The following is a 16,486-nucleotide window of genomic DNA, read 5'->3' as shown; positions in this document are numbered from 1 at the left end:
AACCGTTGCGAATGCGTTTTTTATATGGCGTCTTATCTTAGAATCTTCACCCGTTCTTCTACAGGGACTTTTTGAATCGGCTTCGGAGCTTCCAACACCTGTCCGAAGGGCATCTGGGCGATGAGCTTCCACGATTCCGGCGCATGGACGAGCTGTTTTACTTCGTCGTCAATGAGGGGATTATAATGCTGTATATTTACGCCCAATCCCAAATCAGCCAGGGCCGTCCAGACAGCAAACTGCATCATGCCGTTAGCCTGCTGGGCCCAAACGGGAAAATTATCGGCGTACGTCGGAAATTGCCGGGCCAGGTCGTCTACGATGGACGTGTCGTCAAAAAACAAGACTGTCCCATAGGCCGCGGCGAAGGAATGGATTTTTTGTTCTGTCGCGGCAAAATTGGCCGGCGGCACGATAGGACGCAGCGTATCCATCGTAATATCCCATATCCTGTCGTGCACGGCGCCGAGGGCCACGACGACCTTGCCGGACTGCATGTTGAATGCCGACGGGACCTCCCGTACCACCGTCTGAATCGTCTCTACAATCTGCCCTTCTGAAACGGGGATTTCTTTCCCCAAAGCATAATTCGTCCGTCTCTGCTTAACGGCATCTATAAAATTGGCCATGCCGATCATCTCCTATCATGATTTTCAAGCAATAATAATTATTCTTTACTATTGATTTCATCATATCATGGGAGACAGCATAAAACAACACTATGATAGTACATTTTACATGAAGATTTCTATGATTTGTCCGTTGCGGACCGGCTCGCTCCGCCGGAACGAAGCCATGCACTGCTCTGCCGTCCATTGCGGATGCTCATACGCCAGAAGGAAATTGCGTATAAACTGCGCATGAGTAAACAGGAGGATAAATTGTTCCGGACGCCGCTGCAGGAGGCTTATCGTCGTCTGAATCCGCTCCATAAGCTGCCGGTAGCTTTCGGCGCCTTCGCCGTCGACATAGTCGGGGTCCAGCTTCCGCCAATAGGCGATGACCCGGGGACGCCGCTGGGCAAAGGTCGTGCCGACGCAGGTCGCCGGCGCCAGATATACAAATTCATGAATGAAGTCCCAAATCCCCGTATGAGCCTGAGGAAACCGCCCGATCGTCGGCATCGCCGTCTGCTGGGCCCGCAAAAAAGGAGACGTGACGATTAAATCTGGAGCCGACGGGATGGCAAGAGCCAGCTCCTGGGCCTGCTGAAGCCCCTTTTCCGACAGCGGGATGGCCGCATGGTCCTGTGTCGGTTCGCCGGCATTGGCAATACTCTCGCCATGCCGGATAAGCCAAATTTTTTTCATACGTATCACCAGCCTTTTCTTGTATGTATTGTACCATGAGAAGCCATAAAATGAAACGAGCTGCCGCGACACCTCGTGCATCGCGGCAGCTCCGTCGTCACAGATAATGTACCCTAAGGATCGTCGAGTTATTTATCTGCTAATTCTTTATAGATTTCATACTTCTTCTTGGCAAATTCTTCGGCCTTGGCGAACAGTTCGTCGGCAATATCCGGGAAGGTCCGGGTCAAGGCAGCGTACCGCGTTTCACCCATGAGGTATTCGCGGAACGATTCCTTCGGTTCCTTCGAGTCGAGGATGAAGGGATTCTTGCCTTCTTTTTCCAGCGAGGGGTTGTACCGATACAGGTGCCAATACCCGCAGTCTACGGCCCGCTTCATTTCTTCCTGGGCGTTGCCCATGCCGCCGCGGATGCCGTGGTTGATGCACGGCGAGTAGGCAATGATGATGGAAGGCCCGTCGTAGGCTTCCGCTTCCTTGATAGCCTTGATAAGCTGGTTCGGATCGGCGCCGAGAGCGACCTGGGCGACGTAGATATGGCCGTACGTCATGAGCAGGCGTCCCAGATCCTTCTTGTTGAACTTGCGGCCCGACGCGGCGAACTGCGCCACTGCGCCGACAGGCGTAGCCTTGGACGACTGGCCGCCCGTATTGGAATACACTTCCGTGTCGACGAGCATGACGTTCAGGTTGGCGTTCATAGCCATGACGTGATCCAAGCCGCCGTAGCCGATGTCGTAGGCCCAGCCGTCGCCGCCGTACATCCAAATCGTCTTTTTGATAATATGTTCTTTATGGGCTAAGATGTATTTCTGCAGATCGGCAGCTTCGCCGGTCAGTTCAGCTTCGCTCAGCGCTTTAATATATGCGCGGCTGATGCCTTCCGTGACTTCGCCTTCGTTTGCAACGCCAATGGAGTCGAGCCATGCCTGAATCGCGTCGTACAGCGCGCCGTCCGTCAGCGGCAGAAGCTGTTCCGATTTGAGGCGGATATCGTCGCGCTGCTGCGTCATGGACAAGGACATGCCGAGGGCAAATTCAGCGTTGTCTTCAAATACGGAGTTGGACCAAGCCGGACCGAAGCCTTCGCTGTTCGTCGTATAGGGAATGCTCGGCATCGCGGAGCCCCAGGCCTGGGTGCATCCCGTCGCGTTGGCTACGAGCATGCGCGGCCCAAACAGCTGGGTCAAAATCTTCATGTACGCCGTTTCCGCGCAGCCTGCGCAGGCACCGGAGAACTCGAGGAGAGGCTGGTTGAACTGGCTGCCCTTGACGGAGAACTTATCGAGGCCCGTATCCTTCGGCGCAATCGTCTGGGCGTAATCCCAGTTTGCGCTTTCATGGCGCTGCGTGTCGAGAGGCTTCATGACCAGCGCTTTTTCCTTGGCCGGGCAGACGTTGACGCAGGTGCCGCAGCTGTAGCAGTCGAGAGGTGATACCTGCATGCGGAATTCATACCCTTCCAGGCCCTTGCCGACGGCCTTTTTCGTCGTGAAATCAGCCGGAGCCGCCTTCTTTTCATCAGCCGTTACCAAGTACGGGCGGATAGCGGCATGCGGGCAAACGAGGGCGCAGCGGTTGCACTGGATGCAGTTTTCAACGATCCATTCCGGCACCGTCGAAGCAATGCCTCTCTTTTCATATTTCGTCGAGCCCAGGGGATAGGAACCGTCGGCATACTGGACAAATTCGCTGACGGGAATCGTATCGCCCAGCTGAGCGTTCGCCGGTTCGACGATTTTCGTAATGAAATCGGGCAGACCGCTTTCGGCCTTCGGCGGATCCGCCGGCAGGTCCTTCCAGCTTTCCGGCACGTCGACGGCGACGAGGCCCGTAATGCCCCGGTCCACGGCGGCCTGGTTCATGGAAATGACGGCTTCGCCCTTTGCCAGATACGTCTTGGCAATAGCTTCTTTCATGTAGCGGACGGCGTCTTCAATAGGCAGGATTTCCGTCAGCTTGAAGAAGGAAGCCTGCAGAACCGTATTGGTCCGATTGCTGCCGAGGCCGATTTCTTCGGCGATCTTCGTCGCGTCAATCGTATAGAAGCGCAGTCCCTTTTCGGCAATCTGCCGTTTTACCTTATTGCTCAGATGCTGATCCAGCTCTTCGGGGCTCCAGCTGCAGTTCAGCAGGAAAATGCCGCCGTCCTTTACTTCGCTGACGATGTCGTACGAATCCATGTACGCCTGTTTATGACATGCCAGGAAATCAGCCTGCTTGATGTAATAGGTCGAGCGGATCGGATTCTTGCCGAAGCGGAGATGGGATTTCGTCACGCCGCCCGATTTTTTCGTATCGTATTCAAAATAGGCCTGAACGTACATATCCGTATTGTCGCCGATAATCTTGATGGAGTTTTTGTTTGCGCCGACTGTACCGTCCGAGCCGAAGCCCCAGAACTTGCAGCTTACCGTGCCCTGGTCGTCGATCTGAATGGGTACGTCCGGCAAGGACAGGTGCGTTACGTCGTCGATGATGCCCAAGGTGAAGTGCTTCTTCGGCTGCAGCGACTCCATATTGCGGAACACGGCGTGAATCGACGCCGGCGGCACGTCCTTGGACGACAAGCCGTAGCGGCAGGCCATGATAGGAATGTAGCGTCCCGTATGTTCTACGGCGGCGCAGACATCTTCAAACAGCGGCTCGCCTAAGGCGCCCGGTTCCTTCGTCCGGTCCATAACGGTAATGGAGCGAACCGTTTCCGGCAAGGCCTGCATGAAGTGCTCCAGCGAGAAGGGGCGGAACAGGTGTACCTGCACGTAGCCGACCTTCTTGCCCTGGGCGTTCAGCGAGTCTACGACCTCCTGAATCGCGCCGGTAACGGAACCCATGGCGACGACGACGTGCTCAGCTTCCGGATTGCCGTAATAGTTGAATAATTTGTACGTACGGCCTGTCAGCTCGCTGATCTTGTCCATATAGTCTTCTACGATATACGGAAGGCGGTCGTACCAGGAGTTATTGGCTTCGCGGGACTGGAAGAACATGTCCGGGTTGGTGACGGTGCTGCGGATGACCGGATGTTCCGGATTTAAGCCGTGATGCTTGAAGTCATACAGGGCGTCTTGATCAATCAGCTTTTTTAATTCGTCTTCCGGCAGCATGCTGATTTTCTGGATTTCATGAGACGTGCGGAAGCCGTCGAAGAAGTGCATGAAGGGAACGTGGCCCTTAATCGCCGACAAATGAGCCACTGCCGCCAAATCGGCGCATTCCTGCACGCTGGCGCTGCACAACATGGCCCAGCCCGTATTGCGGCAGCCCATGACGTCGGAATGGTCGCCGAAAATAGACATGGTATGAGTCCCGACCGTACGGGCCGCCACGTGGAGGACGACGGGCTTCAATTCGCCCGATAAGCGGTGCATGACGGGAATCATGAGCATAAGGCCTTGAGACGCCGTAAAGGACGAACACAGGCTGCCCGTTTCCGACGCGCCGTGAACGGCGCCGATAGCGCCGGCTTCGGACTGCATTTCTACCAGCTTGACCGGCTGGCCAAACAAATTCTTTCTTCCGTTGGCCGCCCATACGTCGACATGCTCCGCCATGGGAGACGACGGCGTAATAGGATAAATCGTAGCTACTTCCGTAAAAGCGTATGCTACATCAGCCGTTGCTTCATTTCCATCTACAGTTTTAATAATCTGCTTAATCATATAGTACACTCCTTTTCTGATAAACAGCCTCACAATAGATTTCGCGAAATTCGTATAACGTTTAACTTAATTACAGTATAATCTCATTTATTATAAAAGTCAAGCATAGGACATTTGCGTTTTATACATGCATAAGCAAAAAAAATGCGCTTTCCTTCACATAAAGAAAAGCGCATTTTTTATGCTTATGAAATTAATACCAGCGAGTCATGGGCAATTCGTTGTTGACGCCCTTGGTCATGAGCACTTGATGCAGGTCGATGTTGCCGATGTAAAATGCTGCGGCGCAGCCGCAGAGATACAAATCCCACATGCGGACAAATTCTTCGCCCCGTTCGGCTGCAATCTGATCATGGACCTTCTGGAAATTATCGTACCAGCACATGAGGGTCTTGTAATAGTGACGGCGCAGGCTTTCGACGTCGATGACCCGGAAATCGCAGTTGTAGGCGACGTTGATGATTTCACGCAGCGACGGCAAGGTACCGCCGGGGAAGATGTACTTGCGCATCCAGGGATTGCCGACGCTTTCGTCGAGGCCGCTGATGTAATGGAGAAGGAACAAGCCGCCGTCCTTCAGCAGGTGATCTGCCGTTTCCATGTAGACAGAATAGTTGGAACGGCCCACGTGTTCCAGCATGCCGACGCTGACGATACGGTCATAAGTCCGGCCTTCTTTAATCAGGTCGCGGTAGTCGATCAGGTCGATTTGCACCTGTCCCTGCAGTCCCAGGGCTTCGATGCGTTCCTGCCCCTTTTTCCACTGTTCGTGGCTCAGCGTGCAGCCATAGCCCTTTACGCCGTATTTCTGCGCCGCTTCGATGAGCAGGTAGCCCCAGCCGCAGCCGATGTCGAGGAGGCTCATGCCCGGCTGCAGATGCAGCTTTTCCAAAATATAGTGGACCTTATTGTGCTGGGCCTGTTCGAGCGTATCGTCTTCCTGCTTGAAATAAGCGCAGGAATAGCTCATAGACGGGTCAAGCCATAATTGATAAAAATCGTTGCCCAAATCGTAGTGAGACGAAACCTGCTGCTTCTGATAGGACTTAGATTCCGGCGTATATAAAATCCGCTTCAGCGCACTCTTGTCCAGGGAAAACTGGCTGGTCTGGCTCAAAATGCACTGCAGTGCCGTGAACAAATCGCCTTCGATTTCCAAATCCTTGCGCATATACGCTTCGCCCAAGGCCAGGGACGTAGAGGACAGCAGCTCGCGCTTGGGAATATCCTTATGAATGACGACGTTAAATAAGGGCTGACCGCTGCCAATGGTATACTTTTTATCATGCAGTTCTACTGTAAAGCAGTACTTGTCAAACCGATGTAAATAATGAATTAAAAACGTATCCAAAATATGCATTTCTTCCACCTCAATTCAAATCTTACATGCTGTGCGTTGTTCCGCCGATGACGTTTGCCAATACCATCATGGTCGTCACCGCTCCGACGCCGCCGGGTACGGGAGTCACGGCCCCTGCGACGCCTGCCACCTCTTCGAAAGCGACATCGCCTACGGTTTTGCCGTCCACGCGGTTGATGCCTACGTCGATGACGACGGCTCCCGGCTTAATCATATCGGCCGTAACCAGACCGGCCTTGCCTGCGGCGGCGATGACGACGTCGCCCCGTCTCGTCACGGCCTTTAAATCCGCCGTGCCCGTATGGCACTGGGTAACCGTAGCATTGCGGGCCAGGCACAGCTGCGCCAGAGGCTTGCCGACGACAGCGCTCCGGCCGATGACGACGACTTCCTTGCCGGCCAGCTCGACGCCGTAATAATCCAGAATCGCCATGACGGCCTGGGGCGTACAAGGCACAAAAGCCGGCCGCCCCGTAAATAAGCGCGCCACATTGCAGTCCGTAAGACCGTCTGCGTCTTTGTCCGGACGGATCGCGTTGACGACGCGCTGGGCGTCGAGATGCGGCGGCAGGGGCATCATAAGTAAGATGCCGAACACGGAACTGTCAGCGTTGCACTGTTCTATACGGGCAATCAGCTCCGCCTCCTGCACCGCCGCCTCATATTGATACACATCTGCCTGTAATCCGACGGAACGCGCCGTCTTCTGCATAGACGCGGCATACATAGCCGACGGCTTGTCGCCGCCTACTAAAAAGATAACCAGTTTCGGCTGGATGTGCCCCTTCTGCAGCTCAGCGATACGGCGCTCTATACGGCTGCGGTGAAACGCAGCCACTTCCTTTCCGTCCAACAGCTTCACATCCACTCCTCCTTTAACGCATAAATGTTACTGTGACATTGTTCCCCGGAGGAACGTAGCTTCCTCCCTGCGGAACCTGATATACGGCATGTCCCGTGCCGTTCGGTACGAAGCCAAGGCCGGCCTCGTTCAGCCAGTCGTTGACTTCGCGGCTGTCCCAGCCTATAAAAGACGGAAGCAGGACGCCTTCATCAGTCCGATGAATCGGCGGTATGTCCCGCGTCTTCTTCGGCTCGCGCGGCTTCTTGCCCGCTTCTATCATCCATGCTACAGGCTGGGACGGGCGGATGCCCTTGATGCGGACGATGTCCGTCATCATCTCCTTAAATACGGGAGCTGCCACTTCCGCCCCGTAATAGGCCCCTTTCGGATTATCTACGACGATGAGGACGACGTACTGCGGATCTTCCAGCGGGCCGAACCCGACGAAGGAACCGATATACTGCCCTTCGGCGTACCCGCCATGCACCGGGTCCAGCCTCTGGGCCGTACCGGTCTTGCCGCAGAATTCGTATCCATCAATCTTCGCCGTCTGGCCGCCGCCGGAAGAAATTTCCTCCGCCAATATCTTGCTGATTAACGAAGCCGTTTCTTCCTTAATAGGCCGCCCGACTTCCTGAGGCTCCGTTTTTTGGTATACGCTGCCGTCGGGATTGTCGATTTCCTTGATAATAAAAGGCTTCATCATATGGCCGCCGTTGGCGATGGCTCCGAAAGCCTGCACCATCTGCAGCGGCGTGACGGCGATACTCTGGCCGATAGCCATAGTCGCTTCGTCGACTTCGCTCATATCGTCGGCATCAAACAGGATGCCCGACCCTTCGCCGGCCAGCTCGATGCCCGTCGCCTTGCCGAAGCCGAAGCGCTTGGCGTAGTCGATCATCGTCTGTCCGCCTGTGGTCAGCCCCATTTTAACCATACCTGTATTGATGGAAAATTTCAATATATCCTTTACCGTAACGTCGCCCAGGCCCTCTTCGTCCCAGTTCTGAATCGTCCGGTCGGCAACCTGAATATACCCGACGTCGTGATATACGCGGTTTACATCCCATTTTCCCGAATCGATAGCCGCGGCGGCCATAATCGGCTTGAACGTCGACCCCGGTTCGTACAAGTTGACGACGGCCCGGTTGCGATACTGTTCGGCGCTTCCCTTGCCGAATTCGTTCAAATTATACCCGGGCCGGCTGGCCATAGCCAGGATTTCGCCGGTCTTGGGGGCCATGACGATGACTGCCGCGCCTTCGGGACGGCTCCGCTCCATGATGCCGTCCAGACTTTTTTCCGCCAGGAATTGAATCGTACTGTCCAGCGTCAGCCGGACAGACCGTTCCTTGTCGGGCAGTATCTTTTCCAGGGCCGAATCAAAAATAGGAATGTTATTTTTATCGGTCATGAGCCGGAAGGTCTGCACGTTGCCCCGTATTTCTTCATCCAAAATCATTTCGATGCCGTCCAGGCCCTCGTCGTTTTCCCCGACGAACCCGATGACCTGCGCGGCTAAGCCGTTATTGGGATAAAAGCGGTGGTTTTCGTCGATAAACCGCAGCCCTTCCAGCTTCTGCTCCTTGATGACCTGGGCCGCGCCTTCGTATTTTTCGTGATCCATGGTCCGCTCCAGCCACACGAAAGCCGTATCCTCTTCCAAGGCCTTTCGGATGTCCTCCTCCGGCATGCGCAAATACGGCGCCAGCATGCGGGCGATATCGGCAGGCGGCTTATTGAGCATCGTCGGGTCGGCGTATAAGGATTTCGCCATTTCGCTGATGGCCAGCACCTTGCCGTTGCGGTCAAAAATCGTGCCCCGCGGCGACTGGAGCTTTCGATCCGTTTCGGCCTGGCTGTCGGCCATCTCCGTGAGCTCTCCCCGCTGGACGACCTGCAGATATACGAGACGCATGCTGATAAAAGCGCAGAATACAAACAGCACCAATACGCACGTTCCTATACGTTTTCGAATCTTTTTGTATTGCTTTATATCCTTATCTTCCGTCATGTACTATCTCCAGTATGGCGCTTGAGCCACTTCTCCGCTGCCTCGGCCAGTATATCGGCATCGTTCTGCAGTTCCTTATTCTGCACGCGCTTGAGCAGGACGCGCAGGCACTCGCCTGTCCGGCGGCCGCAGGCATCCGGTATGCGCCGGTCGTAGCGCAGATCCTTCGTGCCGACCGGCATCTGGCTGGCTAACAAGGCCATGTACTCGCCGAACGATTCGGTGCCGCTCGTATCTGCATCCCGATGGCCGCAGCCCAGGACATCGCCGCAGGCTACGGCCGTCGCCTGCCGAACGGCTTCCACCAGCTCATCTGTCCGGCGAAAAGGCCCTTCCAGCGCTTCGCGCCGCAGCCACTTATCTACGTCACCCTGCCCCGTATTGGCAAAATAATGAAATTTCATATGGGTCTTTACCAGCCAGGCTACCCGCTTGGCAAAATCCGGCGGCTTGCGCCACCTCAGCAAAACAGCCTCAGCCACTTCGGCACCCTTGGCATCGTGGCCGTAGTCCGTATAGCGGCCTTTGTGAACGCCCCGTATTCCCGGCATGCCCTTGGCGACATCGTGGAAAAAGGCTCCGTAGCGAATAGTCAAATCCGGCGGCGTATGGGCCACGACGGCCAGCGTATGAAACCAGGCGTCGAACAGGTGAAAGGGACGCGACTGGGGCGTCGACGGCAAATGGCTGCACTCCGGCAAGATGGGCACGTCTTGATACGCGCCGTTTTCCCTGCGCCGGCAGCTGCAGGCGCCGAGACCGGTCCGCACCAGCACGTCCAGTCCTTTATAAGCCGCCGGCGTCGTCATGAGGCGGTCGATTTCGCCGACGACCCTCTCGACGGACAGGCCGGCAACGCGGTGAAATGCCTCAGGCATCGCTTGTATCAGTTCTTTATCGGGAAGGAAATCAAGCTGCCCCGTAAACCGGCATGCCCGGAACAGGCGCAGCGCGTCTTCCTGAAACCGCCGCCGCGCGTCGCCGACCGTAGCCAGCCGTTTCTTGCGGATGTCCTTCTGCCCGCCCGTATAGTCGTAAATATGGCCGTCCTTATCCATAGCCAGGGCGTTAACGGTAAAGTCGCGGCGCAGCACGTCCTCGCGCAGCGTCGAAGCATACCAGACCTGCTCGGGACGGTGGGCGTCGTCGCCGTAGGCCTCGCCGCGAAAGGTTGCCGTTTCGATCGTCATGCCGTCGACGACGAGGACGACGATGCCGAAGCGCTCGCTTTGTATCTCCGCCGTATGCCAGCCCCGGGCCGCTGCAACGGCCCGTATTTCCTCAGGCCGGGCCGACGTCGTCACGTCGTAGTCATGAGGCGTTCGTTTCATGAGCAAATCCCGGACGGCGCCGCCGACGATATACGCTTCATACCCGGCTTCGTTCAACGCCTCCAACACGCTGCGTACGACAGGTTCCACAGCCGACGCCCCCTTTCCATTAGTCCTGTTAATTTATGTATTATACCACGATTACACCTTGATGAGTAGCTTAGAACGGAATCCGGCCCAGGCAGTCCTCAATACCGTTCATCCCATTTTTTCTGATTGCGGATAATCTTGTGGAACACGTTCATAAAGCACCGGCGTTCCTCGTCGGATATGCCCTGCCAGCCCTGACCGTCGATATCCCGCATGACCGACCGCACCCAGGCGGCCTTTTCCTTTCCCGCGTCCGTCAAATAAATGCGGGCGCACCGCAAATCGTCCTGATGAAACTCCTTGCGGATGAGTCCGATCTTTTCCATGCGCTTCAGCAGGCTCGTCACCGTCGACTTATCCAATACGCAGCCCCGGCTGATTTCCTTTTGGTTGCAGCCGTCGTTGGAGCTTAAAAATTCCAAAATCTTAGGCTGTCCCGGCATCAGCCCGCTGTTCGTCGTTTGCTTCACGATTTCCCTGTTGGAGCGATAAAAGCCCAGCATCAAGAGAACGTGCAGTTCGTTTTCGTCCATAAAGCCTCCTCTTGTAAAAATGTAATTAAGACATTATAGAATTCTTTTCCCTATTTGTCAAAATTACCTGCAAATTTCAGCTATGCTTTTTTCTATGAGAAAATAGCGTAATATGCTATACTGGAAACTATAAAATTTTATTCTTGACTATCCTATGAGGAGACCTGTTATGGACACCGGATTGATTCATATATATTGCGGCGACGGCAAGGGGAAGACGACGGCCGCCGTCGGCCTGACTATCCGCTGCGTCGGCCGGGGAGGCCGCGTCGTATTCGCTCAGTTTCTCAAAACCAGAGAAACAGGCGAGCTGGCCGTCCTGCAGCAGCTGGACGCCGTCACGGTGATGCGGGGCGAAGGCCCCTCCAAATTCACCTTTCAGATGACGCCGGACGAGCTAGAAGAGACGAAACGGCAGCAGCGAGCCCTGTTCCATGAAATCGTCGAGCACTGCCGCCGGGAAACGCCGGACATGCTCGTACTGGACGAAGCCCTGCCGGCGTGCCGTCTGGGACTGCTCCCGGAAGACGAACTGCTTTCCTTTCTCCGCACCCGGCCCGATACGCTGGAAGTCGTCCTGACCGGCCGCGGCCCGTCGGAGCACCTGCTCGCCCTGGCCGACTACGTATCGGAAATCCACAAGCGCAGTCATCCCTACGACAGGGGAATACCAGCCCGCGCCGGCATTGAAGAATAACCCAAAGGAGTGTTGACCATGCATCATATATTACAAGCAGTACAGCAAGAAGCGGCAGAATTGACAGCTATCCGCCGCCGCTGCCACGAACATCCCGAGCTGTCCCGTCAGGAAACGCAGACCATGGCCTATATTCAGGAAAAGCTTGCCGAATACGGTATCGCCAGCCGCCATATAGAGCACGGCGGCATCCTCGGCTGGATAGACGGCCAAAATCCGGGGAAGACCCTGCTCCTGCGCGCCGATATCGACGCCCTGCCTATCGAGGAAAGCGACTGCAACCTGTCTCAGCAGCGCAGCTGCCGGTCCCATACCCCCGGCGTCATGCACGCCTGCGGCCACGACGGTCACATCGCCATGCAGCTCGTCGCCGCCAAACTGCTGAACCAGTGGAAGGACCGCTGGAACGGCAAAATCATCCTCATGTTCGAGCAAGGTGAAGAAGAATCGGGCCCCTTGGCCTATCTCCTTCACTATATAGAAGAAAAAAGCGGCTGGCACATCGACGCCTGCTATGCTACCCACGTGCGCTGGGACATTCCGACGGGAAAAATCGCCGTCTGCCGCGAAGCGCCCATGGCCGGCGGCTTCGGCTTCGAAATCAGGATCAATGGCCACGGCGGCCACGGCTCCCGTCCTGATTTGGCCCAAAGCCCTATCGACTGCTTCCACGCTTTTTACAGCGATCTGCAGGCCCTGCGCATGCGCGTCGTGCCGCCCCTGAGCGGGCTTACCGTATCCATCGGCTCACTCCACAGCGGCAGCGCCCTCAACGTCATCCCCAATGACCTGACCTTTGCCGGTACGTGCCGCTTCTTCAGTTACGACCAGGCCGGCAAACGGTTTTACGAAGAATTCCTGCGCATCCTTGACAACGCTTGCCGCACCTACGGCTGCACCTACGATATCCTACACATGCCCAAGCCCTTATTCGAAGTACAGAACAACCCGGTCTGCGCAAAACTCGCCGAACAAGCCGTCGCTTCCTATATCGGCCCTGATGCCCTGACTGACTGCACGCCCTGGATGGCCTCGGAAACCTTCGCCATCACAGCCCGCCTCTACCCTGGCGTCCTGACCTTTACGGGCATTGCCAACGCCGACAAAGGCTGCGGCGCCAACCACCACACGCCGGAATTCGACCTCGACGAAGACGGCTTGATCTATGGAGCTGCGGCCTGCATAGGCTACGCCTTGGATTACCTGACCCAGGCACCGGATATTTCCTTCACGCGGCCTGACGAGCCTCTGGAAGTCCTCGCCTCGCGGAATATCTAATACAATTTCACTGCATCATTATAAAAAGCTGCCGCTGAAGAAAATCTATGTTTTCTTCAGACGGCAGCTTTTGCTGCATTGCGGTTCTATTAGTTATTTCTTGTACGGCTTTACCATTCATTCTTATGAGCCGGATAAATCAGCCCGTAAAACGACAGCAACGCCCCCAGTTCTCCCACTACCATGACGACGCCCATGGGAATAGCCGTATAGCTGCCGGCAATGCCGACGACGGGAGCCATGACGGCGCCGGATACCATGGAAAAGAAGCCGATGAGAGCCGACGCGCTGCCGGCATTGCGGCCTTGGGACTGCATCGCTAGGGAAAAGCTGCTCGTCCCCAGAGCCGACAGGGTTGACACGGTGATGAAGAGGACGACGACGATGACGGGCAGCGGCGCCTGCGCAAAGAAAGAAGCCAGCAATACGGCGCTGCCGACGACGGCAATCCATAGCGACGCCCGCAGCGTTTTCCAGTCGGCTACCGTGCCGGCCAGGCGGCCTGTCAGCGCACCGCTCAGCATGAGACCGATGCCGTTCGTGCCAAAGATGAGGCTGAATCCCTGCGGCGATACGTGATATACATTTTGAAACACAAAGGACGACCCCGATATATAAGCAAAAAAAGCGGCAAAAGCAAAACACTGCATCAGGCAGTGGCCCATAAAATAGGACTGGCGAAACAATCCGCCAAATCCTTTCAAACTGGACAGGACACCGCCGGCAGCCCGCCGCCGCGCCGGCAGGGTTTCTCCCATGGCAAACGCGCCGGCCGTTAAAGCGGCCCCAATGAAGGCCAGCAGGACAAACACGCCCTGCCAGGCCGCAAACCGCAGGATCTGCCCGCCGATGACCGGCGCTAAAATAGGCGCCAGCCCGTTGACCAGCATGAGCATGGAGAAAAACCGCGTCAGGGCCGGCCCCTTGCATACGTCGCGGGCAATCGCCCTGGCAATGACGATGCCGGCCCCGCCGGAAAAGCCCTGTACAAAGCGAAAGGCTAAAAAGAGATAAATAGACGAAGAAAAAATACAACCTATCGTAGACAGCGTAAATACGGCCATGCCGATGACGAGAGGCTTGCGCCGCCCCATATCGTCGCTGGCCGGCCCGGCGATAATCTGCCCGGCCGCCATGCCGGCCATCGACGCCGTCAGCGTCAGCTGGATCATAGACGGCGTGACGGAGAAATCCTCCATCATAAACGGAAGAGCCGGAAGATACATATCCGTCGATAACGGCGCGATAGCCGCCAGCATACCTAAAAAGACCGTCAGGAAGGCCATCATTCTCTTTCGCTGCGTCATCCTCTCTCCACCGCCTTTTCTTCCGCTTCCAGCAAGGCCGGCACGTCGGCCAGTGTCCGGCAGCGCTTCCAGGCTAAAGCCGCGACGTCGTCGGACACGGGAGCGATGTCGGGAATAAAGACCGACGGAATATGCGCCGCATGGGCGGCCAGCAAGCCGTTTCGCGAGTCCTCCAGCACGAGGGACTGCTCCGGCTCCGCGCCGGCACGGCGGCAGGCTTCCCAAAAGATATCCGGAGCCGGCTTGCCATGAGCTACGTCTTCGCCGCTCTGGACGACGGAAAAATACGAAGCGACGCCGGCCTTTTCCAGCAAAAAGCGAATCTGCGATTCCGGCGAAGACGACGCGACGGCGCAACAGCTGCCCGCCCGTTTCGCATACGCCAGTATTTCCCGTAATCCAGGCTTTACAGGAATAACATGATCTCTATAATATTGCAGCTGATCAGCTACTTTTTTCTCGCGAATCGGCTCGTACGGAAAATCGGGTCCAAAGTATCGTCCGAACACGGCGGCGATGCGCCGGTTGTCCATGCCGATGACGCTGCGGAACAGGTCTTCCGGCAACTCGTACCCGTATTCCCGGCAAACGTCCCGCCAGCATATATAAGAAATCTGCTCGGTGTCAAACATCGTTCCATCCATGTCGAAGATAAATACTTTCGGTATATGCATAGGCATTCCCCTTTCTTTTATGCGATGTATACTATTATATGAAAACAGTTTTACCATTTCAAGTCTTCGCCGTTTATACCTGGAAGCTATGCCGTTCATTCTCAAATTCTTTCTCGTTTCCTCTTGTTTCTTTTGCAGAATTTGCTACAATAGTACGTAAACGTTTGAAGAAAGGTGACTTGATATGATAGAGCCAATCATACGCCTCTGCATAAAAGATTATGAAAATACGGCGGATAAAAAGGTCCGGGAAAAGTACAGTATTCTCGGCGGTCTCCTGGGCATCTTCTGCAACCTCTTTTTATTTGCCAGCAAATTTGCCGTCGGCATGATGTCCAACAGTATCGCCATCTTATCCGATGCCTTCAACAACCTTACGGACATGGGGTCGTCGGCCATTTCGATTATCAGCGCCAAGCTGAGCAACCGCCCGCCCGATAAGGACCACCCCTTCGGCCACGGCCGGTTCGAATACTTAGCGTCCCTGACCATCGGCATAATCATCCTCGTCGTCGGCTACAAGCTGTGCGAAACGTCGATTGCCAAGTTCTTCGCGCCGGAGCCGATGGAAATTTCCTACTGGAGCATCGGCGTCCTCGTCTTATCTATCGCCGTAAAGGGCTGGATGTACTGCTATAACCGCTACATCGGCAAAAAAATCAACTCCGGCGTCAACGAAGCCACGGCAGCCGACAGCATCAACGACGCCATCGCCACGACAGGCGTCCTGGTCGCGACGATTGCCCAGCAATTTACGACCCTGCCCGTCGACGCCGCCGCCGGGACCCTCATCGGCCTCATGATCATCTACGCCGGATACGGCATCGTAAGAGAAGTCGTCAACATTCTCCTCGGCCAGGCTCCCGATGAACAGCTCGTCAAGGAAATCGTCCAGATGGCCCTGCAGTGCGATTACGTCGTAGGCGTCCACGACATCAAGATCCACGACTACGGCCCGGGGCGCATGTTCGGCTCCCTTCACGCTGAAATCCCCGACACGGCTGATTTAGTCGAAGTCCACGCGGCTTTAGACGTACTGGAAGACGAAATCCAGGAAAAATTCCAAATCGAGTTCAGCATCCACATGGACCCCTTGTGTACGGACCAGCAGGTCATCACGCAGACGCGCCGCTTGCTGGATACGTTCATCCAAAAGGAATACCCCCAGTACCATACGGACAACCTCCGCATCACGTCGGGAAAGGTCCGCCTCAATATCATCTGCGACCTCCATATCCCGCCGCAGGAATACACGAAGAAGCACATCCGCACCATACGGAAGCACATTTCCGAAGCGATGAAGCAATACGGAGAACGGTACCACATCGTCCTGGCCCGCATCCTGCCAGAAGGACAACCAAAATAATATACAAACATATGACAAAA

13 protein-coding genes are annotated in these 16,486 nt (G+C 55.7%); 3 read left to right on the top strand and 10 right to left on the bottom strand.

Features of this window, described 5'->3' with window-relative positions:
- Positions 1–32 precede the first annotated feature (32 nt).
- The 8 genes from CJ260_RS06630 to CJ260_RS06595 all read right to left on the bottom strand — a co-directional run bounded on the left by CJ260_RS06630 (position 33) and on the right by CJ260_RS06595 (position 11,144).
- Positions 33–629 (bottom strand): nitroreductase family protein, encoded by a 597-nt coding sequence (locus tag CJ260_RS06630; protein WP_198643554.1) that lies wholly within the window; start codon positions 627–629, stop codon positions 33–35.
- Positions 630–734: 105 nt separating this feature from the next.
- Positions 735–1,310 carry a histidine phosphatase family protein gene (locus CJ260_RS06625; RefSeq protein ID WP_095629630.1) on the bottom strand — a complete coding sequence of 192 codons (576 nt, stop codon included), beginning with the start codon at positions 1,308–1,310 and terminating at the stop codon, positions 735–737.
- 128 nt (positions 1,311–1,438) lie between these two features.
- Entirely contained in the window at positions 1,439–4,972 is a 3,534-nt protein-coding gene (gene nifJ, locus CJ260_RS06620) for a pyruvate:ferredoxin (flavodoxin) oxidoreductase (protein ID WP_095629629.1), read from the bottom strand.
- Between the two features lie 193 nt (positions 4,973–5,165).
- Positions 5,166–6,332: a class I SAM-dependent methyltransferase gene (locus CJ260_RS06615; protein ID WP_095629628.1), complete on the bottom strand. Its 1,167-nt coding sequence runs from the start codon at positions 6,330–6,332 to the stop codon at positions 5,166–5,168.
- A gap of 22 nt (positions 6,333–6,354) precedes the next feature.
- Positions 6,355–7,194 carry a bifunctional 5,10-methylenetetrahydrofolate dehydrogenase/5,10-methenyltetrahydrofolate cyclohydrolase gene (locus tag CJ260_RS06610; RefSeq protein WP_095629627.1) on the bottom strand — a complete coding sequence of 280 codons (840 nt, stop codon included), beginning with the start codon at positions 7,192–7,194 and terminating at the stop codon, positions 6,355–6,357.
- Positions 7,195–7,207: 13 nt separating this feature from the next.
- The gene (locus CJ260_RS06605; protein WP_095629626.1) at positions 7,208–9,190 is read right to left on the bottom strand and encodes a penicillin-binding transpeptidase domain-containing protein; all 1,983 of its coding nucleotides are present in this window, start codon (positions 9,188–9,190) and stop codon (positions 7,208–7,210) included.
- Positions 9,187–10,611, bottom strand: coding sequence for a CCA tRNA nucleotidyltransferase (locus CJ260_RS06600; RefSeq protein ID WP_095629625.1), 1,425 nt, complete (start codon positions 10,609–10,611; stop codon positions 9,187–9,189). The genes CJ260_RS06605 and CJ260_RS06600 overlap by 4 nt, the downstream gene beginning before the upstream one ends.
- Positions 10,612–10,709: 98 nt before the next feature.
- Positions 10,710–11,144, bottom strand: a complete 435-nt coding sequence (locus CJ260_RS06595; RefSeq protein ID WP_087478336.1) for a MarR family winged helix-turn-helix transcriptional regulator — start codon at positions 11,142–11,144, stop codon at positions 10,710–10,712.
- 169 nt (positions 11,145–11,313) lie between these two features.
- Here CJ260_RS06595 and CJ260_RS06590 point away from each other — a divergent pair, with 169 nt between their 5' ends.
- Both CJ260_RS06590 and CJ260_RS06585 read left to right on the top strand, forming a co-directional pair.
- Positions 11,314–11,841, top strand: coding sequence for a cob(I)yrinic acid a,c-diamide adenosyltransferase (locus CJ260_RS06590; protein WP_095629624.1), 528 nt, complete (start codon positions 11,314–11,316; stop codon positions 11,839–11,841).
- 18 nt (positions 11,842–11,859) lie between these two features.
- Positions 11,860–13,119 carry a M20 family metallopeptidase gene (locus CJ260_RS06585; protein WP_095629623.1) on the top strand — a complete coding sequence of 420 codons (1,260 nt, stop codon included), beginning with the start codon at positions 11,860–11,862 and terminating at the stop codon, positions 13,117–13,119.
- A gap of 110 nt (positions 13,120–13,229) precedes the next feature.
- On the opposite strand, the gene CJ260_RS06580 is transcribed toward CJ260_RS06585, so the two are convergent.
- Positions 13,230–14,426, bottom strand: coding sequence for a multidrug effflux MFS transporter (locus CJ260_RS06580; RefSeq protein WP_095629622.1), 1,197 nt, complete (start codon positions 14,424–14,426; stop codon positions 13,230–13,232).
- Positions 14,423–15,100 carry an HAD family phosphatase gene (locus CJ260_RS06575; protein WP_095629621.1) on the bottom strand — a complete coding sequence of 226 codons (678 nt, stop codon included), beginning with the start codon at positions 15,098–15,100 and terminating at the stop codon, positions 14,423–14,425. The genes CJ260_RS06580 and CJ260_RS06575 overlap by 4 nt, the downstream gene beginning before the upstream one ends.
- A gap of 184 nt (positions 15,101–15,284) precedes the next feature.
- Between CJ260_RS06575 and CJ260_RS06570 the strand changes: the two genes are divergently transcribed.
- Positions 15,285–16,466: a cation diffusion facilitator family transporter gene (locus tag CJ260_RS06570; protein WP_095629620.1), complete on the top strand. Its 1,182-nt coding sequence runs from the start codon at positions 15,285–15,287 to the stop codon at positions 16,464–16,466.
- Positions 16,467–16,486: the final 20 nt, after the last annotated feature.

Origin of the sequence: Megasphaera sp. ASD88 (genome assembly GCF_002287425.1) — a bacterium.
Lineage (GTDB): Bacteria > Bacillota > Negativicutes > Veillonellales > Megasphaeraceae > Megasphaera > Megasphaera stantonii.
Note: the sequence above shows the minus strand (reverse complement) of the source record. Positions and strands in the feature narration are given on the sequence as shown.

What these genes read in the sequence shown, in the direction of transcription:
- CJ260_RS06630 (WP_198643554.1), bottom strand. Translation starts at nt 629, where the DNA reads ATGGCCAATTTTATAGATGCCGTTAAGCAGAGACGGACGAATTATGCT.
- CJ260_RS06625 (WP_095629630.1), bottom strand. Translation starts at nt 1,310, where the DNA reads ATGAAAAAAATTTGGCTTATCCGGCATGGCGAGAGTATTGCCAATGCC.
- nifJ (WP_095629629.1), bottom strand. Translation starts at nt 4,972, where the DNA reads ATGATTAAGCAGATTATTAAAACTGTAGATGGAAATGAAGCAACGGCT.
- CJ260_RS06615 (WP_095629628.1), bottom strand. Translation starts at nt 6,332, where the DNA reads ATGCATATTTTGGATACGTTTTTAATTCATTATTTACATCGGTTTGAC.
- CJ260_RS06605 (WP_095629626.1), bottom strand. Translation starts at nt 9,190, where the DNA reads ATGACGGAAGATAAGGATATAAAGCAATACAAAAAGATTCGAAAACGT.
- CJ260_RS06595 (WP_087478336.1), bottom strand. Translation starts at nt 11,144, where the DNA reads ATGGACGAAAACGAACTGCACGTTCTCTTGATGCTGGGCTTTTATCGC.
- CJ260_RS06590 (WP_095629624.1), top strand. Translation starts at nt 11,314, where the DNA reads ATGGACACCGGATTGATTCATATATATTGCGGCGACGGCAAGGGGAAG.
- CJ260_RS06585 (WP_095629623.1), top strand. Translation starts at nt 11,860, where the DNA reads ATGCATCATATATTACAAGCAGTACAGCAAGAAGCGGCAGAATTGACA.
- CJ260_RS06580 (WP_095629622.1), bottom strand. Translation starts at nt 14,426, where the DNA reads ATGACGCAGCGAAAGAGAATGATGGCCTTCCTGACGGTCTTTTTAGGT.
- CJ260_RS06575 (WP_095629621.1), bottom strand. Translation starts at nt 15,100, where the DNA reads ATGCATATACCGAAAGTATTTATCTTCGACATGGATGGAACGATGTTT.
- CJ260_RS06570 (WP_095629620.1), top strand. Translation starts at nt 15,285, where the DNA reads ATGATAGAGCCAATCATACGCCTCTGCATAAAAGATTATGAAAATACG.